The 20,722-nt window shown below is 68.5% G+C and carries 11 protein-coding genes and 3 pseudogenes; 5 read left to right on the forward strand and 9 right to left on the reverse strand.

The genetic code is table 11. The annotated features are described in order from the left end of the window. Window positions 1-140 precede the first annotated feature (140 nt). Together ACQEVM_RS17570 and ACQEVM_RS17575 are read right to left on the reverse strand one after the other, a co-directional pair. Window positions 141-299 (reverse strand): hypothetical protein, encoded by a 159-nt coding sequence (locus tag ACQEVM_RS17570; RefSeq protein WP_433080099.1) that lies wholly within the window; start codon window positions 297-299, stop codon window positions 141-143. 261 nt (window positions 300-560) lie between these two features. Continuing rightward, entirely contained in the window at window positions 561-713 is a 153-nt protein-coding gene (locus ACQEVM_RS17575; RefSeq protein ID WP_433085529.1) for a hypothetical protein, read from the reverse strand. Between ACQEVM_RS17575 and ACQEVM_RS17580 the strand changes: the two are divergent. From ACQEVM_RS17580 to ACQEVM_RS17590, 3 genes and pseudogenes are all read left to right on the forward strand, one after another. Further along, window positions 688-1,920: pseudogene (locus ACQEVM_RS17580) on the forward strand (Helicase associated domain protein); the annotation flags it as partial. The gene ACQEVM_RS17575 and the pseudogene ACQEVM_RS17580 sit on opposite strands and share 26 nt — an antisense overlap. Before the next feature lie 1,763 nt (window positions 1,921-3,683). Further along, window positions 3,684-3,923, forward strand: a complete 240-nt coding sequence (locus ACQEVM_RS17585; protein ID WP_433080101.1) for a hypothetical protein — start codon at window positions 3,684-3,686, stop codon at window positions 3,921-3,923. 3,132 nt (window positions 3,924-7,055) lie between these two features. After that, window positions 7,056-7,542: pseudogene (locus ACQEVM_RS17590) on the forward strand (ATP-binding protein); the annotation flags it as partial. A gap of 2,751 nt (window positions 7,543-10,293) precedes the next feature. Here the strand turns inward: ACQEVM_RS17590 and ACQEVM_RS17595 are convergent. From ACQEVM_RS17595 to ACQEVM_RS17615, 5 genes are all read right to left on the reverse strand, one after another. Beyond that, complete coding sequence (locus tag ACQEVM_RS17595) at window positions 10,294-10,470, reverse strand: hypothetical protein (RefSeq protein ID WP_433080103.1); 177 nt, start codon at window positions 10,468-10,470, stop codon at window positions 10,294-10,296. Between the two features lie 247 nt (window positions 10,471-10,717). After that, a complete protein-coding gene (locus tag ACQEVM_RS17600) occupies window positions 10,718-11,173 on the reverse strand; it encodes an Ig-like domain-containing protein (RefSeq protein WP_433080105.1) in 456 nt (151 codons plus the stop codon). A gap of 413 nt (window positions 11,174-11,586) precedes the next feature. Continuing rightward, window positions 11,587-11,835 (reverse strand): Ig-like domain-containing protein, encoded by a 249-nt coding sequence (locus ACQEVM_RS17605; protein ID WP_433080107.1) that lies wholly within the window; start codon window positions 11,833-11,835, stop codon window positions 11,587-11,589. 230 nt (window positions 11,836-12,065) lie between these two features. Continuing rightward, window positions 12,066-12,410, reverse strand: coding sequence for an Ig-like domain-containing protein (locus tag ACQEVM_RS17610; RefSeq protein ID WP_433080109.1), 345 nt, complete (start codon window positions 12,408-12,410; stop codon window positions 12,066-12,068). Between the two features lie 1,206 nt (window positions 12,411-13,616). Next, window positions 13,617-13,940, reverse strand: coding sequence for an Ig-like domain-containing protein (locus tag ACQEVM_RS17615; RefSeq protein ID WP_433085227.1), 324 nt, complete (start codon window positions 13,938-13,940; stop codon window positions 13,617-13,619). A 2,017-nt stretch (window positions 13,941-15,957) separates the two neighbouring features. Here ACQEVM_RS17615 and ACQEVM_RS17620 point away from each other — a divergent pair. After that, window positions 15,958-16,583, forward strand: a pseudogene (locus ACQEVM_RS17620) (winged helix-turn-helix domain-containing protein); the annotation flags it as partial. Between the two features lie 170 nt (window positions 16,584-16,753). Next, window positions 16,754-17,023, forward strand: a complete 270-nt coding sequence (locus ACQEVM_RS17625) for a hypothetical protein (RefSeq protein ID WP_433080111.1) — start codon at window positions 16,754-16,756, stop codon at window positions 17,021-17,023. A 2,482-nt stretch (window positions 17,024-19,505) separates the two neighbouring features. On the opposite strand, the gene ACQEVM_RS17630 is transcribed toward ACQEVM_RS17625, so the two are convergent. Both ACQEVM_RS17630 and ACQEVM_RS17635 read right to left on the reverse strand, forming a co-directional pair. Further along, window positions 19,506-20,168, reverse strand: a complete 663-nt coding sequence (locus ACQEVM_RS17630; RefSeq protein ID WP_433080113.1) for an NAD-dependent epimerase/dehydratase family protein — start codon at window positions 20,166-20,168, stop codon at window positions 19,506-19,508. 29 nt (window positions 20,169-20,197) lie between these two features. After that, window positions 20,198-20,677, reverse strand: coding sequence for a hypothetical protein (locus ACQEVM_RS17635; protein WP_433080115.1), 480 nt, complete (start codon window positions 20,675-20,677; stop codon window positions 20,198-20,200). Between the last annotated feature and the right edge of the window lie 45 nt (window positions 20,678-20,722).

Genomic DNA, 20,722 nt, shown 5'->3' on the forward strand with positions numbered 1-20,722 from the left:
CGGGGCGGTGGTGGTTCCTCTTGGAAGGACGGACTCTCCCGTCTATCGGCCCCTGGGTCCCCCTGAGGGTGCGCGCGACGACGTCGGCGCCGCAGCTCGGGCTGTTGGCACGGCCGGGGGCCGGTCACCGTCTACGCGACCTACGCGTCCCTGCCGGTGCTGGCCGAAGCGCACGAGGGCGCGTACGGGTTGCCGATGGACGTCTTCGACCTGGTGGTCGTCGATGAGGCGCACCGGACGTCGGGGTCGGCGGGGAAGGCGTGGGCGGACATCCACCACCAGGAGGTCATCCCCGCCATGGCGCCGGCTCTACATGACCGCGACACCGAGGATCTGGAAGGAACGGCCGCCGCGGTCGCGGGCGGAGCAGGAGCTGTACGAGGCGCAGCAGGCGGTCGTGGAAGGGGAGGGGGCGGGGCGCACGGGGCGTACGGGGCGGGTGTGGAACCGGCTGCCGAAGGAGGCTGGCGTGCTCGATGGACGACGAGGCGGTGTTCGGGCCCGTGGTCTACGAGCTGTCGCTTGCTTCGGCGGTCTCCCGGGGTGCTGCTGGCGAGGTATCAGATCGTCGTTGCCGAGCTGACCGACCCGTGGGTCACGCCGAAGCGGCTGGTCAGCGAGGAGCGGCGTGAGGAGCCGTTGCGGGGGCAGCGGCTGGCTGCGACGCAGACCGCGCTGCTGGAGACGATGGCCGCGCACGGGCTGCAGACCACGATCAACCTTCCACAACCGGACAGTCGAGGCGGAGGCCTTCGCCGCAGGTCTGCCCCGGGTCGCGGCCCGCCTCCACGCCGCGTAGACCCGGAGCGGCACCCCGAGCGGGTGTGGGCGGGGTGGCTGTGCGGGGAGCACGAGGGCTCCCACCGGCAGTCCGTGCTCGCCGACTTCGGGCGCAGGGCCGGGCGCGCCGTGTTGTCGAACTGCCGGGTCCTGGGTGAGGGCGTCGACATCCGAGCGACCGACTCGGTTGCCCTGATCGACCCCAAGGGATCGGCTGTGGACATCGTCCAGGCCATCGGCCGGGCACTGCGGCAGAATCCTGGTCAGGGCAAGATGGCGACGTTGATCGTTCCGGTTTTTTTGGCCGAGGACGAGAAGCCGGAAGACATGCTCACCTCGAACTCGTACCGGCCTTTGATCCGGGTACTGGAAGGCCTTCGGGCGTACGATGAAAAAGGCTGTGGAAATGCTGGCCATTCCACAGGAGAACCAGAAACAGGTTGTCGATCCGTCGCTACCGGTCGGTCCGGAGCCCGCCGAGGGAGAACCGGAAGACCGGCTGCTGCTCCGGTTCGCGACCCCCCGCGACCCTGTCCTTATCGCGAAGTGGATCAGCTACACACCGTCATCAACACCGAACGCCAAGACTGGAAACGGGGCGTCGAGGCCGGCCTACCGCTACCGACAGCGCGAGGAAACACCTGGACGTGCCGTACGAGGCACACCGAGGGCGCCTACCCGCTGGGGCGGTGGCTCTCCGACCAGCGCCGCGCCTACCGGGCCGGCCAGATGACCGGCCAGCGGGCGGCCGAGCTGGAGGAGCTGGGCATCGCTCTGGGACACCGCCGACCAAGGGTTCCGCCGAGAACCTCGCCGCCGCGCGCGCCCTACTTCGAACTCCACGGGACCCTGGCCGCCCCTCGGCACGCCACCGCCCTGGACCGGGCCATCGGGCAGTGGCTGACGAACATCCGACGCCCCGGCGGCCTCGGGAAGGACCCCGAACGCGCCGCGCGGCGGGCCGAGAAGCTCGCGGCCGTCGACCCGGACTGGAACCCCCGCGAGAACGGGTGGACCGTCGACTGGCAACGCCACCACGCCTACCTCGCGCAGCTCCTCGCCGACGGCGCCCGGCTCGCCGACGTGGTGCCCGGGGTGACCCTGCACGGCGACGACATCGGACGCTGGCTCACCACCCAGCGCCGGGACTTCAACAAGCTCAACGAGGAGCAGCAGCGCAGGCTCGGCAAGCTGGGCGTGAGGAAGCCCGCACGGGCGCGTAAGGCCCCCGCGAAGGCCACCGTGGCCTCCGGGCCGGGGACGGGCGGCGGGGCGTTCCAGAAGGGGTTGGAGGCCCTGACGCAGTACGTCGCGCGGGAGGGCCGGCTACCGGGACGCGGCGTCGTCGAAGTCCTGCCCGACGGGGGTGGAGCACCGGACGGGAATCTGGATCGCCAACACCAAAGCCCGCCGCAACCGCCTCGACCCGACACAACTCGCAGCCCTCACCGAACTCGGCATCCACTGGGCCCGGTGACCGGGGTGGGCGCCGTTCCACGAATTCTGGAAACGGCGCCCACCCGGTTCAGGTACGCGGGTAGCCGTGGCCCGGCGCTGCCTGCCCGTCATCACCATCCGCTTCCCGGCATTTCTCGCCGGTCAGGCTGTGGTATAGGGTCGTGTCCACGAGACGCCCGACCGTGGTGGAGGTGGGGCCGTCCTTCCAGGAGGTGTCCTCGCCTAGGCGGGCCAGGTGCGCGCCGAGGAGACCAGTACCCGCCCTGGGCGCGGATCCGGTCCATGCGGGCCGCGAGCAGCGGCCACTGGCGGAAAACAGACCAGGAGACCCACCTCCGACTCGGGCAGCATGTCCTTGAGAGCGCGGCGTGCGCGAGCCGGCTCACGTCGAGCTGCTCCAGCGCCTTCGCCTGGTCGCCGAGGTCCAGGTCCCGGGGCACCCTCAACCCCTCGGTCAACGGGCCCCAGGAACGCTTCGCATCTGTACTCGCGGGCGGCGCGTCCACGGACACCAAGAGGTCCGAGCGCCCAGACCTGTACGACAATCCCACACGCGCGCGACAGCCAACCTTCAGCGGGAAAACGCCACCGGCCTTCAGTAGCAGAACGACATGTTGCACTGAAAGTCCCAGCTCAACACCCCCGCGATCTGAACGCACCACCCTTGTCGTGAGGCACTGAAGGATCCACGGCGCCCGTCACGCAGAGGGTGCGGCCCCTCACCGTACCCCCGGTAGGAATCCTCCTTCCCCGGCGCCGGTCCCCGTGCGATGATCACGAAGCTTTCGGGGGGAAAGTGGGGGAAACAGCGTAATGTGGGGAGCACGCACGTCCGAGGGAAACGCTCCGACCAGCCATATCCCTCGCAACCCGCCACATACAATGAGCGGCGACCCGGCATGACCGATCCGGGGCGCTTTTCCGTGCTTCCTCCCGCGCAGACCGAGATGTCGACACGACAGGTTGTGAAGTGCGAAAAGCGATACTGCCGGGCATCCGGCGCGCCAAAGCGCGTCGGACCCGCGAGACGTTGGACGTCGGGCATCGTCCTGACGACGGCGGCAGCCCTCCTGGGGGCATGGTGACTGCGGTTCCCGCGGCCGCCGAGGAGCCGGGGGACCACCCGACCGACCCCCTGGCTGCGGACCCTGCGCATCAGCCTCGGTGCCACGGAACGGAAGGATCGGTGCCTGGTTTCCGGTGCTGTCCATTACGGGGGCCCGGAGGTAAAGGCCCTGGCCAACGCCGATCTGTCAGGGCCGCCCGCGGCCCTGCGCCAGGCCGCCATGTACTGGAACTACGAACCGACCATCAACGCCCCAGAAACGGGATGTCGACGCGGGCTACGCCTACGCCGGCGCCGACCAGGGGCGCATGGACAAGGTCAACACGGCGGAACAAGCCCTATTCCTCGCTGAGTTTCTCGCAAGGCCGCGAGCACAAACGTGCCGGACTTCGGCGCGGACATCTTCACCTTCACGCTCAAGACCCAACGCGAGCTGTACTACAAGTCGTTCGAGGACCGGACGCCCCAGCCCGGCAAGGCCGCTCTCGACCAGGCCAGGGTGCTCTTCGACGCCATGCCCACCGAGGACTTCTGGGCATCCCAGTACAAGTTTCGCGGCCGGCCAGACCCTCCTCGGCCTCGGAGCCACCCGCAGCAGCTCGGCGCGGGACATCGGTGACTTCCTTGCGCTTCGGCGGCTTCCCGACCAAGGCGCCCGAGCCGGGTTCCGCGGAGTTTTCGCACCGAGGTGGAGACGCTGAAGCTGGGCCTGGTCGTGGCGGCCGAGGATCAGGAGTTCGCGGGGCGCTCGTGAGGGCCCGGTGGGTCGCTTCGGTGGTGTCCGCGGCGTCTGATTCTTGTCAGGCGCGCGGCTGGCCGGTAGCGCTGGTATCGTCCCCTTGACGACCAAAGCCCTCAACACCGGATAACGTTTAGATCTCCCGGTGGGAGCGCCTGCCGCACTTCGGGTGCTACGCCATCGAGCGGGATCGCCGCCTGGCAGTCGATCCAGTGTTGGCGTTCTCGGCCCGGTATGTCGCCAGCCGCAGAACGTTCTGGTCGACGTGGAACAACCGCCCATGACTTCAGCGCGCCAACCCTGCTATGACGGGGGTATTAGCTGACGTTGCAGCCATGGGCCACCAGCAGCGCCGCGATAGCTGACGGGGAGGCCACTTCGTACCACACCGGTCCGACAGCGCCGAGGAATGGGACGGTTCGGGTGGGGCCGTGCGACGAGTGATTCAATGCGGGAGGTTGCCGTTTTGGGCGCCCAGATGTGGAAGCTGACCGGTCTCGTCCCCCACAGCCTCGCCTGTCTGGACCGGGCTTGTGTGTTTCGGTTCGACGCTTACCCGTACCTGGACCGTATCGATTCCCTATGGTGCCCTGGCGGCAAACAAAGCCGGTTCTGGACGGGAGCGGGCCATTGTCGTGCGTTTAAGAGCGGACGACGACGTTGAAGTAGGGTTACGTTTTCGAGGACCCCGCCCACGGCGAAAAGAATGGGTGTTCGTCCGCCCCCCTTGCGAGTTTGTTGTTCGCTGGCCGCGATCATGCAGGACGCCATCTGGGGACCGGCCGTCGCGTTCCCCCGGGCTCGCGCCTGATGACTTTCATGGCCCACCTTGGCTCGGCGACCGGACACTTTAGGCCGAAGCCGCAGTGCGCGAAGCGGCCCGCGCCCTCGCGGGACTGACGGTCCGAACGGGCAGGCCGCCGTCCTGTTAAAGCCACCCGCAACAACTGCCTGCGTACATCGCTGGTGGGCGTGCTCAGTTCGCGAATTTCCAGATGCTCAGACCCGGACGCGACTCATAGAAGGCGGGCCGTACTCTGCTACGCCGAACTTGAAGCCGATGTCAGTTAGAGATCGGAAAACGAATTCGGAAGACGGACATCTCGAAGAATCGACCAATCCCTTCCGAGTCCTGGACCGCGATCGGCCATTTGGAAGGAGATCCGGTATCGGCCAGCCAATAGATCTGACATTCCGAGTAAATGCTAGCCCAGGGAAGCAAACCTGATTCCTCCAAGGCTCATATACCCATAGGATGCCAGGTCAACAGCCGCAAAGCTGTTGCACGCTGGCGATGCGTGTAGCGATATGCCATTCGTCCCAGCAGGGTAATTCGACCGCATCGACTGATCGCAATCTCCAAGAATCCACTGAACACCGCCGGCCGCCCGAAAGTCTCGACGAGCTCTTTAAAATCCTCGGGGAGTGTGCACTGAAGTTCAGCCTCGGCGACACTCCACGGGAATTTCAACGGAAACGGGGCTCCCATTGGAGGGATTCGATGATTTGAGGGAACCCAGCTCACAGAAATGAACCTCACCGTCTATCGGCGACATATTTACCAAAGGCGTAGCCAGAACCTTTGCGATTGCCGACCCATCCAATATGAACGCGAAGCCGGAATTGGGCTATCGTCAACATACTCAGGGGTTACGCTACAGTACACCGTATCGCTGGTTTGCACGCGCCTTGCGATGGTCCCTCTCGTAGTTGGACATGTCCGGAGAATGGCTTTGTTGTACAGAGGGACCAAGGTTTCGCAGGTCTTCTCCAGATCCGCCAAGAATTTGGCTATGAGATGCCCGCGCTGCAGGCCCTGATTGGATTTCCACCCGCGAGGCTGAATTATTTCCGTCCTGAAAGAAGACCATGGGCAAACTGTGGCCATCAGGGCCCTACGGTCGGCAGCCGGATATCAGGCTGCCGACCCGTTGGACGGATGCTGTCACGGAGCCCGTCGGAGTGGGACGACGTCGGGGAAGGCGGTCGGCATGGCAGGCCGGTCCAGCCGTGGGGCGTGCCAGCCTCCGGGAGCGGGCCAGCAGCCGCGGTGGCATCCATCGACAGTCTCCGAGATCGGCGGCCACCGTCTGCGGGTCCTGGTCGCGGGCGTCGTGAGCCGGCCAGTACGCGGTGCGTCGGGCGATGAGTTCCAAAGTGCGGGCGGCTTTGATGGCGGCGGTCGGTGAGTCCTGGGCGAGGCTCTCGGTCGCGGCGGTGACCCATCCGTCCTCCACAGACACCTCCAACAACCGCCTGAAGAAGCAGCACCGCGAAGAAGTACAGGCACTACGGACGCGCTCGAAACAAGCCCACGGCGAAGAACCTCGACCTCCGGCGCGAGCTCGTTCGACGGGGCTGCTCCGGCATCCAGCCCACCTGAGCCGGCGGGCGGAACTACGAACCCGAGCGCAGGCCCAAGGCGGCTGTGCTGCACAATCCCAGCGGGACGTCTGCAGCACCCGGACGCCTTTCGGGTCCAACTCCAGCAAGTTCAAGCGGAGTTCCTGCGCCGGCTCGCCGAGCCACGATCGCGCTGAGCACCAGCTCCAGCATCAGGCAGTCGTACTCGTCGTCCTTGCCCGATATAGCGCTCCTGATTCACGTTCCACCACGCCTGGGCAGCCTGCCAGCCACCGTCATCGACCGGAGCAAAAGGTGGCCTCGACGAACCCATGGCCCGTCCAGCTCCGGTGCAAGAACACGACGTTCCTCTCGGGCGAAGACGTCCCACTTCTCGTCCATGTCCGGGGAGCAGTAGGCCCAGCTGAATGCGCTCCCATTCCTCGTCTGACCAGATCCGGGCCGGCAGAGTGACAGCGGGCCGGGGGAGCAGAGATCCCGCTGGAGGTGGTCCAGAAAAGAGGACCGGGTCACGCGTTCATCGGCAGGCATGCCGCGATCCTACGGCCGAGCTGGCATGACGCCATAGCTCGCTGTTGCTGCTATCTCAGCACCGTCCCAAAGCTGGGCAAACACCCGGAGGGAAGCACTCAACCGCCGATAACGGGCGGCGTCGGCAAGACCCACATCGCATCGCGCGTGGCGGTCGCGGCCTGCCGGGCCGGCTACTCGATCTACTTCACCAGCCTTGACGACATGGTCCGCAACCTCAAGGCAGCCGAGGGCGGCCGGACGTCTGACGCAGCAAGCTGGGCTCCTACCTGCGGCCGAGCGTTCTCGTGGTCGATGAAGTCGGCTACCAGCCCCTCGAACGCGCCGAGGCGAACCTGGTCTTCCAGGTCATCTCGAAGCGCTACGAAAAGGACTCCATCATCCTGACCTCGAACAAGACCTTCAGCGAATGGGGCCAGGTCTTCGGCGACGAAGTCCTCGCCACGCTAATCCTCGACCGCCTCCTGCACCACTGCGAAGTCGTCGCCATCAACCGGGTCCCAGCTACCGGCTGAAGAACCACCTCAAGGCGATCGAGCGCGAGACGGAAGTCGCCCTGATCCGGGAGTCAATCCTGGCCCAGCTCCTCGCCCGGCGGGGATGAAGGCGTCGGCCCTGTCGGCATCGTCAACGCATGGCGTGAGCGTCCATCGTGATGGCCGTGCCCGGCCTGCGAGGTGATCAGCCACGCGAGTACTGTTCCGTGAGGCGGGTGTTCCCCGGGCCCTCGTCTTTCCAGTGGGCCCGCCACCCGCCACCAGGAACTGCGACTACGACCTGGTCGGCCTTCTCAAGGTGGGAAAAGTCCTCGTAGTCCGTGGACGGGACGCAATGGCGCCTCGCTTGGGGTCGACGACAAGCGCCGTTCCGTTGCCGGGTCCCATGCCTCCACCCGCACCATGCGGCCGACCTCGGTCTCGGTGCCATTGAAGAGATCGCGGTCCAGCCGGTCTGATTGAAGTATCGAAGGGTCCACTGCCCCATCCTCTCGGCAGGGCGATGAGCGCAGCGGGCGGCTACTTGCTCTGCACGTTCATCCGTACGCGCCTCTGCACATAGGCAAAGTACGCGCGCCGACACGCGGGCCTGCGGCGAGGTCTCCTACCACCCCTTCACCCGCCCACTCGACCTCATTCAGGCCTCCCCTGAACTGCACCACCCACATGATCACCAGGACTTTGAATCAGCCCTGACGTCTTGCAGGGGACTCGGTATTGCGTCCACTTGCCGCTCCGCGAGCGGCCCGGATCATGGTCGCTTCCGCGGCCGACCGCCGCGGAAAGAACCACCCGTCCACGTGCGGTCCGGGGCCGGCGCGCCGACGGCCGCCGCCCCGGTACAGCCGGCCCGCCCCCGGCCCGTGGCGGGGCCGGAGCGGTGACCGGTGTTTCGGTCAGGGAAGGAGCGGGACGAGGGACGAGTGCCAGCGGCGCAGTCACGGAGGAAGCGGCGTAGCAACTCGTCCCCGCGAAGGACGCGGTGTAGCTCGTCGCCGTGGATCACCGTGCTGGGAACCGTCAGCCGTCGCGGGCCAGTGTCGCCACCCCGCCGGCGTTGGTGAGTGCGGTCCCGAGGACGACGGGCCCGAGCGTCGTGTTCGCCCTGGAAGGTGAACCAGTTGTCCCGGGAGCGGAGCGGCGTGGTGGAGGTGAGACCTTGAGGCGTGGCGCTCATCGACGGATGACCGAACGTGCCGTTCGTCCCGCAGGCGGATCTGCGCCCGGGGCCGCCGTCAGCGTCGTGGGAGCCGGGTTCACGGTCAGGTTGGCGCGACGTGGCCGAGGGACTGTGGCAGGTACCACCGTTGTAGACGACGGTGACCGTGGCCGCTGGCGCCCGCGGTGGTGGTGACGCAGGCCGTGCCGCCAGCGTTGAGTGTCACGGTCTGGACGAAGCCGCCGGGCCGGTGAACGTCGACCGTCCCGGCGGGGCGTGCCGCTGCCCGGCGCGACGGGTGGTGACCCGTGGCGCAGAACGTCACCGGGCGGCCGCAGGACTGCGGGGTTGGGGGTGAATGGTGAGCGCGGTCGCGGTCGTGGGCGTTGTTCACGGTCACGCTCGTCCGCGCCCTGCACCGGCATTGAAGCATCCGTCGCCGTTGTAGGACGGCGGTGACGGTGCCGCTGGTGAGGCCTGCTGGTGGTGACGCGAGGCCGTACCACCGGCGTTTCAGGGGGACCGTCGTGTTGAGTCCGCCGGGGCCGGTGAAGGTGACGGTTTCCAGTGGGGGATGCCGCTGCCGGGTGCCCACCGCGGTGACCGTCAGCGCCACACCGTCACGGACTGGCCGCACACCGAGGGGTTGGGGCCACCGTCACCGAACGCCACTGCACTGCCGCCTGGTTGACGGTCACCGGCGCGGTGCCGGTCGACGATGAGAGAGCATGCGTCGGCCGTTGTAGACGGCGGTGACGGTGCCGCTGGTGAGGCTGCTGGTGGTGACGCAGGCTGTGCCGGCGGCGTTCAGGGGGACCGTCGTGTTGAGGTCCGCCGGGGCCGGTGAAGGGTGACGGTTCCGGTGGGGGTGGCCGCTGGCCCGGGTGCCACCGCGCGGTGACCGTCGCGCGCACACCGGTCATCGGGACTGGCCCGCACACCCCGAGGGGTTGGGGGCCACCGACACGGTGGTGGGTGCTGTAGGCGGCCTGGTTGCACGGTCACCGGGCGCGGTGCCGGTCGACGATGGAGAGGCATGCGTCGCCGTTGTAGACGCGCCGTGATGGCTGCCGCTGGTGAGGCTGCTGGTGGTGACGGCAGGCCCGTGCCGCCGGCGTCCAGGGGGACCGTCGGTGTGTCAGCCCGGCCCCGGTGAAGGTGACGGTTCCGGTGGGGGTGTCGCTGCCGGGTGCGGACCGCGGGTGACCGTGGCGCACACACGTCACGGGCTGGCCGCATAGCCGAGGGGTTGGGGGTGACGATACGGTGGTGGTGCTGGCGGGGCCTGGTTGACCGTCACGTCGAAGGGAGCGCCCGAGCCGGCGAAGGCAGGTGTCGCCGTTGTAGGTGGCCGAGTACGTGGCCGCTGGTGAGGCTGCTGGTTGGTCAGGCAGGCCGTGCCGCCTGCGTCCAGGGTCACCGTTCTGGTTGAGTCCGCCGGGGCCGGTGAAGGTGACGGTTCCGGTGGGGGTGCCGGCTGCCGGGTGCGACCGCGTGACCGTGGCGCACACGGTCACGGCCTCGCCGCCACACCGACGGGTCGGGTTCGACCGTCACCGACACCACGCTCGACGCCTGGTTGGACGGTCACCGGCGCGGTGCCGGTCGACGAATGAGAGGCATGCGTCGCCGTTGTAGACGGCGGTGACGGTGCCGCTGGTGAGGCTGCTGGTGGTGACGCAGGCCGTGCCGCCGGCGTTCAGGGGACGGTCGTGTTGAGTCCGCCGGGGCCGGTGAAGGTGACGGTTCCAGTGGGGGTGCCGCTGCCGGGTGCGACTGCGGTGACGGTGGCGCACACCGTCACGGACTGGCCGCATACGGACGGGTCGGGGTCCACGGTCACCGAGACCGCGCTGGATGCCTGGTTGACGGTCACCGGTGCGGTGCCGGTCGACGAGGAGAGGCATGCGTCGCCGTTGTAGACGGCCGTGGACCGTGCCGGTCTCCAGCTCGGTCGTGATCAGGCAGGCCGTGCCGCGCGGCGTCCAGGGGACGGTCGTGTTCAGCCCGGCCCCGGTTGAAGGTGACGGTTCCGGTGGGGTGCCGCTGCCGGGTGCGACCGCGGTGACGGTGGCGCACACGATCACGGTCTCACCGCACACCGAACGGGTTGGGCTCCACCGTCACCGACACCGCCACTGGATGCCGGGTTGACCGCCACCATTGCGACGTCTGTCGATGAGGTGAAGCATCCGTCGCCGTTGTAAGACGGCCGTGACCGTGCCGCTGGTGAGGCTGCTGGTGGTGACGCAGGCGGTGCCTTCTGCGTCCAGGGGGACGGTCGTGTTCAGCCCGGCCCCGGTGAAGGTGACGGTTCCGGTGGGGGTGCCGCTGCCGGGAGTGACTGCGGTGACCGTGGCGCACACCGTCACGGTCTCGCCGCATACCGAGGGGTTGGGGGTGACCGATACGGTGGTGGTGCTGGCGGCCTGGTTGGACCCGTCCACGTTCGAAGGGAGCGCCCGAGCCGGCGCGAAGCAGGTGTCTCGCCGTTGTAGGTGGCCGAGGTACGTGCCGCTGGTGAGGCTGCTGGTGGTCAGGCAGGCCGATGGCGCGCCGGCATCCAGCGTCAGTGTCACGTTGAGTCCGCCGGGCCGGTGAAGGTGGACGGTTCCAGTGGGGGTGCCGCTGCCGGGTGCCACCGCGGTAACCCGTCGCGCACACGATCACGTCTCACCGCACACCGACGGTCGGCTCCGCCGTCACCGACACCACCGCTGGCGCACGGGTTGACGTCACGTCCAGTGAGCCCGTCGACGGCAGGAAGCAGGTGTCCACCCGCGTAGGTGACGGTGACCGTGCCGGTCCTTCCAAGGCGGTCGTGGTGGACGCCAGGCCGTGCCGCCTGCGTCCAGCCCCGCGACAAGAGTGCTTGCCGTCGGGCAGTAGAAGGTGACGGTTCCGGTGGGGGTGCCGCTGCCGGGTGCGACCGCGGTGACCGTGGCGCACACGATCACGGTCTCGCCGCACACCGACGGGGCGGGCTCCGCCGTCACCGACACCACCACTGGATGCCGGGTTGACGGTCACGTCCAGTGGAGCCCGTCGACGGCAGGAAGCAGGTGTCACCCGCGTAGGTGACGGTGACCGTGCCGGTCTCCAAGGCGGTCGTGGTGACGCAGGCCGTGCCGCCGGAGTCCAGGGTCACCGTCTCGTTGAGTCCGCCGGGCCGGTGAAGGTGACGGTTCCAGTGGGGGTGCCGCTTGCCGGGTGGGCCACCGCGGTGGACCGTCGCGCCCACACCGTCACGGTCTCGCCGCACACCGACGGTTGGGCTCCACCGTCACCGACACCGTACTGGATGCCGGGTGACCGCCCGAGATCCACGGTGCCGGTGGACGAGGAGAAGCATTCATCGCCGTTGTAGGTGGCGGTGACCGTGCCGGTCTCCAGTGCGGTCGTGGTCAGGCATGCGGTGCCACCGGCGGTCCAGGGTCACGGTCTCGTTCAGTCCGCCCGGGCCGGTGAAGGTCACCGTTCCGGTGGGGGTGCCGCTGCCGGGTGCCACCGCGGTGACCGTCGCGCGCACACCGTCACGGCCTCGCCGCATACGACGGGTTGGGCTCCACCGTCACCGACACCGTGCTCGACGCCTGATTGACGGTCACCGGCGCGGTGCGGTTGGACGAGGAGGAAGCATCCGTCGCCGTTGTAGGTGGCGGTGACCGTGCCGGTCTCCAGTGCGGTCGTGGTCAGGCATGCGGTGCCACCGGCGTCCAGGGTCACGGTCTCGTTCAGTCCGCCCGGGCCGGTGAAGGTCACCGTTCCGGTGGGGTGCCGCTGCCGGGTGCCAACCGCGGTAACCGTCGCGCACACGAATCACGGACTGGGCCGCATACCGAGGGGTTGGGTCCACGGTCACGACACCGTGCTCGACGCCTGGTTGACCGTCACGTCGAAGGTGCCGGTCGACGAGGAGAAGCAACCGTCGCCGTTGTAGACGGCGGTGACGGTAGCCGCTGGTGAGGCTGCTGGTGGTGACGCAGAGGCTGTACCGGCGGCGTTCAGGGCGACCGTCGTGTTGAGTCCGCCGGGGCCGGTTGAACGGTGGGACGGTTCCGTGGGGGTGCCGCTGCCGGGTGCCCACCGCGGTTAACCGTCGACGCACACCGATCACCGGTCTCACCGCATTGTCACCGACGGCGTTGGCGTTCGGACCGTTCACGCGACACCACGCTCGACGCCTGGTTGACCGTTCACCGGCGCGGTGCCGGTCGATTGCGGAGAAGCAATCGTCGCCGTTTGTAGGTGGCGGGTGACCGTGCCGGCTCCAAGGGCGGTTCGTGGTGGACGCAGGCCGTGCCGCCGGCGTCCAGGGGCACCGGTCTGAGTTGAAGTTCCGCCGGGGCCGGTGAAGGTGACGGTTCCAAGCGGGGGTGCCGCTGCCGGGGTGCGACCGCGGTTGACGGTGGCGCACACCGATTCCACGGTCTTCGGCCGCACACCGACGGGTCGGGTTCGACCGTCACCGACACCGGTGCTCGACGCCTGGTTGACCGTCACGTCGAAGGTGCCGGTCCCGCTCGCGTAGCACTCGTCGCGCCGCCGTAGACGACGGTGACCGTGCCGGTCTCCAGCGCGGTCGTGGTTGACGCAGGGCCGTGCCGCCTGCGTCCAGGGTCACCGTCTGGGTTTGAGTCCGCCGGGCCGGTGAAGGTCACCGAGCCCGACGGGATTGCCGACGCCCGAGGAGACCGGTGCCACGGTGGCGCAGAAGCGTTCACCGTCTGACCGCACACCGACGGGTTGGGCACCACCGAGACCGTGACCGAGACGGGGCGCAGGGTTGACGACGTTGGAGCGTCAGTCGGGGGAGTTCGACCCGTTGAAGTCCGCGTCGCCGGTGTAGAAGGCGGCTGCCTGGTGGAGGCCGACGTCCAGGGCCGCTGAAGCTGACCTGCGCCTGCCCGTTTATGGCCACGGGGGCGGTCAGTACCGACCGTCGGTCGCTGACGATGAAGGACACCAGCCCGGTGGGAGTTCCCGCGCCCGGCGGAACGGGGGTCACCTGGGCGGTGGCGGTCACCGTCCTCTCCGCCAGACGGAGGGTTCGGGGGGGCGCAAGGCCAGCGTGGTTGGTTGGTGTTCGCGAGCGTGACCTCCTGGGTGTCCGCGCCCATGGACGGGTCGTACACCGCGTCGCCGGAGTAGTTGGCCTCCATCCCGTGGGAGACCGACCTCCAGATCGCTGGTCGTGTATTGTGCCGTGCCGCTCATGTCGAGCGGCACGGTCACGACGGGCGTGCTGTCGACGACGAACTCGACGCTGCCGGTCGGGGTGGGGCCGGCGACTTCCGGCTGGACGGTGGCGGTGAAGGTGACCGACTGTCCGGAAGACGGACGGATCCGGTGCCGAGGTCACGGTGGTGTGCGAACTGGCCATGCTGTTGGGCTCCCTTTCGGATGACCCGCGGAAAGCAGATGAATCTCTCCTCGCCCGTATGGCGCTTGGCGAAGCACGGAAACGCACGGGGAAAAACGCTGGTGGGACGTTCCTTTAAGGAGCCCCTGTCCACACGGAAGTCGGGGCACATCACCTGCCTGATATCAGCAGTAGGCCTTTCCGGCTGAGGACTTCGGCTAGACGAGGTGAAACAGAACACCACTCGTTCGGCTCAGCGCACTTCAGGCGCGCGAGAGGCGATAAACCCGGATTATGCGGCGCCTTGGTGCACTCTCGCGAGAGGAAAGGATTCCCTTTCGGTTGTTTTCCCGGGCACATAACTGGGCCGGTGCCGGGGTGTACTCACGCTCTCAGGACAGTCTGACGGACTCACGGACGTAAGAGAAAGGATTCCGCGCTGAGTGAATCATCGTTATTCCCTTCGCGGCATTGTGCAATACCAGGGGTACCACGGCACGCCGCAGCCCCCCGGTGCACCGGCTGTCCGGTTACGCCGAGGGGCTGTTGGTGGGGGCGTCGCCCTTCCGGCGGTCCGCCGGAGTGGGCGGGCCTACTGGCGGACCGCCGTGATGGAACCTTGCCCGCCTGGCCCTTCTTGTTGGCGGCGTCGGCCTCCTGCCGCGTGGGGTACTGGCGCGTGACCCCGCTTGGGCAGGACCAAGCCGGTAACCGAGGCGTGGACCGGCTGGCGCGCGTCCGCAGTTGCACATGCCATGGTCTTCCTCCTTCTGTGTCGGCCGCTTCGGCGGCCGGTCAAGGGGAGGGCCGGGGGGAGTTTCCGGGGCAGGACCGAGCCCCCGGCTCGTTCCCTTTACCCTTTATCCCCGGGCACCGCACGCCGACACTCGCCGCCGTATAGTCATATTTATACGTGGCGGCAATGAATGGGGACTATTCCAACGCGCCGGTCAGTCAAGCCAGTTGGCGCGCGAGGCCGGTGAGGTAGGAAAGGGTTAAGCGCCGTGGGCGCCCGCCTGGAACCACGTTTCCTTCGCCGGCCCAGTGGGCGAGCACGGTGACGGCGCCCGCGACCCAGATGCTGACGCACCATCCGCAGGTGACCAGATAGGCCGGGTGGGAGTCTTCGCCGAACGGTCGGCGATCCGGGAGCGGAACCCCGCAGGCGGAGGGCGTCCTTGGTGACGAATCGTCGTGACGCGACAGACTGGTGCCGAGCGACAGGAGGAAGATCAGCGCACCTCATGGAATATCATCGTAGGGTTTCCGCACTCCTCCCCTCTCGCGTTTTCCCGAATCCGGCGGGAGGGCCGATCGCAGGGCTGATTCAAAAGTCCTGGTGATCATGTGGTGGTGCAGTTCAGGGGAGGCTGATGAGGTCGAGTGGGCGGGTGAAGGGGTGGTAGGAGACCTCGCGCAGGCCTGCGGCGATGTTGCGGTGTCCGGCCGCGGGGGGGGTGTTGAGTCCAGGTTCGTCAAAGCGGCACCTCGCCCGCCAGTCGTCTCGCGTCGTTCGGTGCCTGACGGGTACGGCGCCACGCAGCAGGGCCAGCTCGTCCGTAACGGGCGTCGATCCCGCCCTGGCCCGGATGGGTCTCCAGCTCCACTGCCCCGGCCTCCATGGCATTCCTTCCACCTCGCGAAGATCGCCCACTGCTCGCGCTCCCAGTTCCAACCGCCGCGTCGCTCGCGGGCCAGACGGGTTACTCGTCGGCATCGTCGGCGTCATCCCAGTTCGTCGCCCTGGAAGAAGTGCGGCTTGCCGTCGGACATCGCCGAGGCCGGCGCGCGGCCCGCTGTACCACTCCAACTCGACGAACACGCTGCTCGAATACCGTCCGCCATCAGCTGCACTTCGTCCCAGGTCTCAGCCACACGCGCAGGTACCGACGATCGGCTTCGGCATCCCATGATCACGATCTACGGCTGGAGTACTACTGAGCTTTTCGTGCTGTCGTTCGGGTGGTGGACGGTTCATGATCCCTGCGGTATGCCGGTGGTATGCGTTATCCGGGGGGTGGGGGCCTGACCGCTGAGCGTCGGGCGTTTCGTGAGGGGATCCGGCTTCAGGCCGGGGAGCGGTTTCGCGGCGGGTGAGGAAGACCGTCGTGATCGCGAAGGACCCGCGGGTGAGTGTGCGGTCGGTGGAACGCTTGGCGTCGTGCCTTGGCGCGAGGGCGGCAATCGAGGCCCTTGCACTCGACGGGCCCGGCGGAACTCCCCGACCGTCACCGAGGCCCAGTTCGCCGTGGCTCGAGGAGGAACTCGCGCAAGGGCCCGTCAGCGCACGGCTTCGAGGATGAAGCGGTGGACTCTGGTCCGGGTTCCAGACGGTGATCCGCCGCCGGCTGCGGAGTGTGTCTCTCAGTAGCGACGGTCTGGCGGCTGCTGAAGCGGCACGGCTGGTCCTGGCAGGCAACCGGCCCGCAGAGCACTCGAGCGGGACGAGCACGCCGTGGAGCTGTGGAAGAAGGAGGTGCTGGCCCCAGGTAAAAGGCTCGCGGCGGCGTGTGGGGCTGGATCGTCTTTCGAGGACGAGGCCGGATTCTCCATGACGCCGCCCCCGCGCCCGTACTTGGGGCCGGCGCGGACACCACCCCTGTCATCCGGCGGGCGGGCGGGTGAGGGTGACGGGGTGTGGGTGCCGGGCGGGCTGTCGGGGATGATGCCCTCCTTGCGTCCCACGATTTCGAGCGCGGTCAGTACGCGCTCCAGGTGGGCGTCGGTGTGGGCGGCGGTGAGGGTGATCCGCAGGACTTCGCGGCCGCGGGCGACGCCGGGGTGGGTGATGGGCCGCGTGAACACGCCGGCCTCGCACAGGCGCCGCCAGGTGCGGAAGCAGCGTTCCTGGCCGCTCACCTTCACCGCGACGATGGGTGTGGTCGACTTTCCCGGTGTCGAAGCCGAGGGCGCGGAGGCCGTTGTGGAGGTGTTCGGCGAGGTCGAGGAGCCGCGTGCGGCGCTGCGGTTCGGCCTGGAGGATGTCAAGGGCGGTCAGTGCGGCGGCCACGCCGGCGGGGGCGGCCGCCGCCGTGAAGATCGCGGCCGGGGCGTTGTGGCGCAGTAGCGGATGACGTGTTCGGGGCCGGCGATGACGCCGCCTACCGAGGCGAGGCTCTTCGACAGGGCGCTGGTGACGAGGTCCACGGGGAGGCGGAAGTGTTCGGCGGCGCCCGCCTCCTGTGGCGCCGAGCATGCCGAGGTCGTGGGAACTGTCCAGGGACGATTCCGTGCGCCGTGGGTGCGGGCGAGTTCGGTGAGGGCGGGCAGGTCGCAGACGTCTCCGTCGACGGAGGAACACGCCGTCGGTGAGGATCAGTTTGGCCAGGCGGCTTGTCGGCCTCGGCGAGCCGGCGCCTCCAGGTGCTTCATGTTGCCGTGCAGGTAGGGTGTGTGTGATCGGGGAGCCCGAGGCGTACAGCCTCGTGCAGCGAGGCGTGTCGGTTGGCGAAGTCGGTGAAAGACGGCGGTGTCCGCGTCCATCAGCGTGGGCGAGCATTCAGGTTCGCCTGGAACCCGGACGGCAGGACCAGTGCCGCTTCATGGCCCAGGAACACGGCCAGGCGTTCCTCCAGTTGCTCGTGGAGTTCCAGCGAGCCGTTGATGATCCGGGGAGCCGCCCAGGGAGGTGCCGAACCGGCGGGACCGCTTCGACGGCCGCCTCCCGCACCCGGGGGTCCGCCGACAGGCCAGGTAGTCGTGGGACGGCAGTCATGAATGAGCCGGTTGCCCTCGAAGAGCACCTCCGTTCCCCCGTAGCCAGTCGCTCACCGGCCGGAAGTAGGCTGGCGCCCGGTCGCGCCACCAGATGCTCAGGGGTCCAGATGCGGGCCTTGTCCAACCACGTCGGGCAACGGGTTCACCTCAATGTGTATCGATCCGGCGGGGGCCATCTGGCGCCGGTTCCCCGGCGTCCCGGGGCCGGAGAGTTGATCAATGGCAGCTGTACCGCGTCAACGACGTCGACGGTTGGTTCGGTCACCGCTCCGCGGGTGTTAATGTGCGCTGTTACGGGCGCTGGATGAGGTGAGGGCCGGCCGCCAGGTGGGACATGGCACGCTCGCACCGTTGCGTCGAGGCCGATTTCGTCGCCGGACGGTGACGCTGAGGAAGAGTTGTCCGTCATATCCGCCGAGCGCAGTGACCAGCGGTGCGCGCGGTGAGGCTGGTGTGTGCCGCGCCGTAGACACGGCGGACAGGCGCAGCGGGCCGTAGTCCGGGCGGTGGGCAGGCGGGTGTTGCTGATGGGACACGTCGAAGCGTGCTCCTCGTGCCTCGCTGCCGTCGGAGCAGCGATCCATCGTCTTGTGGGGCAGGAGGACGCCAGGATGCGGAAAGGCGCGGACGAGGGGGCCGAGTTCGTTCGGGGGCGAACATGGTGGCGGGAGGTCGGCCTCCGACCTGACGGGCCAGGGGTCCAGAAGTCGGCCGGTGGGCGGTGGCGTCGGACCGGTCGCACGATGCTCGTGGGCGTAGAGGCCGACGGCGTGGTGCGCGGCGGGGGCGAGGATGCGGCGCAGGTCGACGGGACGGCGAGTGTCGGTCGGGTGGGAGAAGGTACGGGCGAAGGCTTGTGCCACAGGGCTGCCTGAAGAGTGGTCCCTTCGTCACGGCAGCGGCGGGTGAGGATGGCGGTGGTCTTCCTCGGCGGAGAGCGACCAGGTGGTGAAAGCCAGGGATTCCGGTGTGTCGGGTGGGACGGGTGGATCCGCCGAGGGCGCGGGCGAGTTTGCGTAGGTCGGAGAGTCCGGCCGGGGGCGTCGGCAGCAGGTCGTCGGCGGCCGGGGCGGATCGGGGCGGGGGAACGTCGTGGGTGGGACCTCGCAGGATGTCGTCGATGAGGATGCCCGCGAGGTGCCGTCGCAGATGAGGGTGGTGGCAGACGGCGATGAGATCGAAGGTGTCCCCCGCGTCGACCAGGACGAACGCGGCGAGGAGGGCCGGTGGCGGTGTCGAACCTGCGGGGCAGTTCCTCTTCGACCACTCGGGCCCAGGGCGTCGGGGGCGGTGGTTTCGACGATGCGCAGGTCCGGGTACGGTGACGGATTCGGTGGTCAAGCCAGGCGCGCCACCGTCTCGGGGGTCTGCGATCCGTACCGCCGAGGCAGGGGGTGGCGTCTTGCGGGCGCGCGGTGAGGGCGGCGCGGATGCGGGCGGGGTCGGCGCGGCCCTCGACACGGGCGATCACCGCGATGTTGACGGGCAGCACATGCCCCGCCGCCCACACGAGGACGCTCGTACGGGGAGAGTTGCCGGCGCATGGGGGTGTCCTTCACGGCGTCGGGGACGGCTTCGGCAGCAGGGTTTGTGGTTCAGGCCTTGGAGGAGAGGGATGCGGGGGGTGAAGGGGAGCCCTGCCGGTGGCGCAGGTCCAGGCGGGGTGCAGGAGTTCGGTGACCTTGTCGGGGTTGAGCATGGAGGTACGGCCCAGGGCGCGGGCCAGGGCCGCGGCCGGCCGCGGCTGGGATGCGGACGAACCCGTGGGCGCCGTCTGGCCGAGGACGTCCGCGACGGCGGCGCCGATCTCCTCCCAGCGGTGCTCAATGCCATCACTCCACGTGGTAGGTCTGCCCCGGGGTGCCGGTCTTCCGCCGCGGTGAGCAGGGCCGCGCACAGGTCGTCGACGTGGATGAGCGAGTAGTGGCGCGGGCCCCGGGGCCCCAGGACCGGCAGAAATCCCGGCCCGGACCGCGGAACACCAGACGGGGCAGGAAACTCTCGGTCGCCCGTTCCGTACACGATGGGCGGGCGCACGACGATTCCCGGCACCCGGGGGGTGTCGCCGCAGCGCCTGCTTCCCCGCCCAGTTTGCTGCGCCCGTAGGCGGATACCGGGTTCGGCGGGTCCAGTTCGCTCCGCAACCGACCGGGGGCCGGCTGCGGCGAGCGAGGAGCAGTGGACCAGGGACGGCGGGTGGCGGCTTGGCTTGCGGCCGCCGCACACAGGCGGCGGGTGCCTTCGGTGTTGACCGCCGTGTAGGTGGCGGGGGTGGGGGCCTTGGTGCGTCCGGCGAGGTGGATGACGCGCGTCGACGCCGTCCAGGGCTGCCGGGAGTCCCGATCCCGGTGGTGAGCTCCCCACGGACCGTCCGGGCGCCGGGGAGTGGCGGGCCTCCGCGCACCAGGGCTGTGACGTCGTGCCCCTGTCCGATGAGGTGGCCGACCAGGCCGGCGCCCGATGAATCCGGTGGCGCCGGTCACGAGATACCTCATTGATGCGGGCCGCTCGTAGAGACGGTGGGTTACGGAAGTGGATGCCGCCCAGGGCCTTGGTGGAGCGGTTGGCGTCCGCGGTTGTCCTCGAGCATCCCAGGACAGTTCGGGTCTCGGTTGTAGCCGAGACGGAAGGCGGTGCGCTGGGCCTGGGTGAGCAGGGCGGCGGCCAAGGCCCCGGGGCGCGGTGTTCCTTTCTGATCCCAGGTGGCGATGGCGCGGATGCGGTCGATTACGGCGGGCGGGCCTGGCGGAATGCGCAGGAGGCCAAGGGGCAGACCGTAGGTGGTGAGGCGGCCCCGGGCGGCTGCCAGTGCCTGGTTGGTGTCGGGCATGACGAGGGTGAAGGCGGCGGGCCGGCCGTGGACCTCGGCGATCTGGACGAGCTCCGGGCGCATGAAGGGTTTCATCTGCCTGATCAGGTGGTCGAATTCGCGCGTTCGGTCATGGGAACGGAGGCGTAGTTCTCCGGACCAGGAGTCGTTGTAAATGTCCTTGATGGCGGCCATGTCGGCGCCGAAAACGGTGGGGGTCGAGCGGACGTACCACCACTC

It is taken from the genome of Streptomyces sp. CA-243310, assembly GCF_050936775.1.
Lineage (GTDB): Bacteria > Actinomycetota > Actinomycetes > Streptomycetales > Streptomycetaceae > Streptomyces.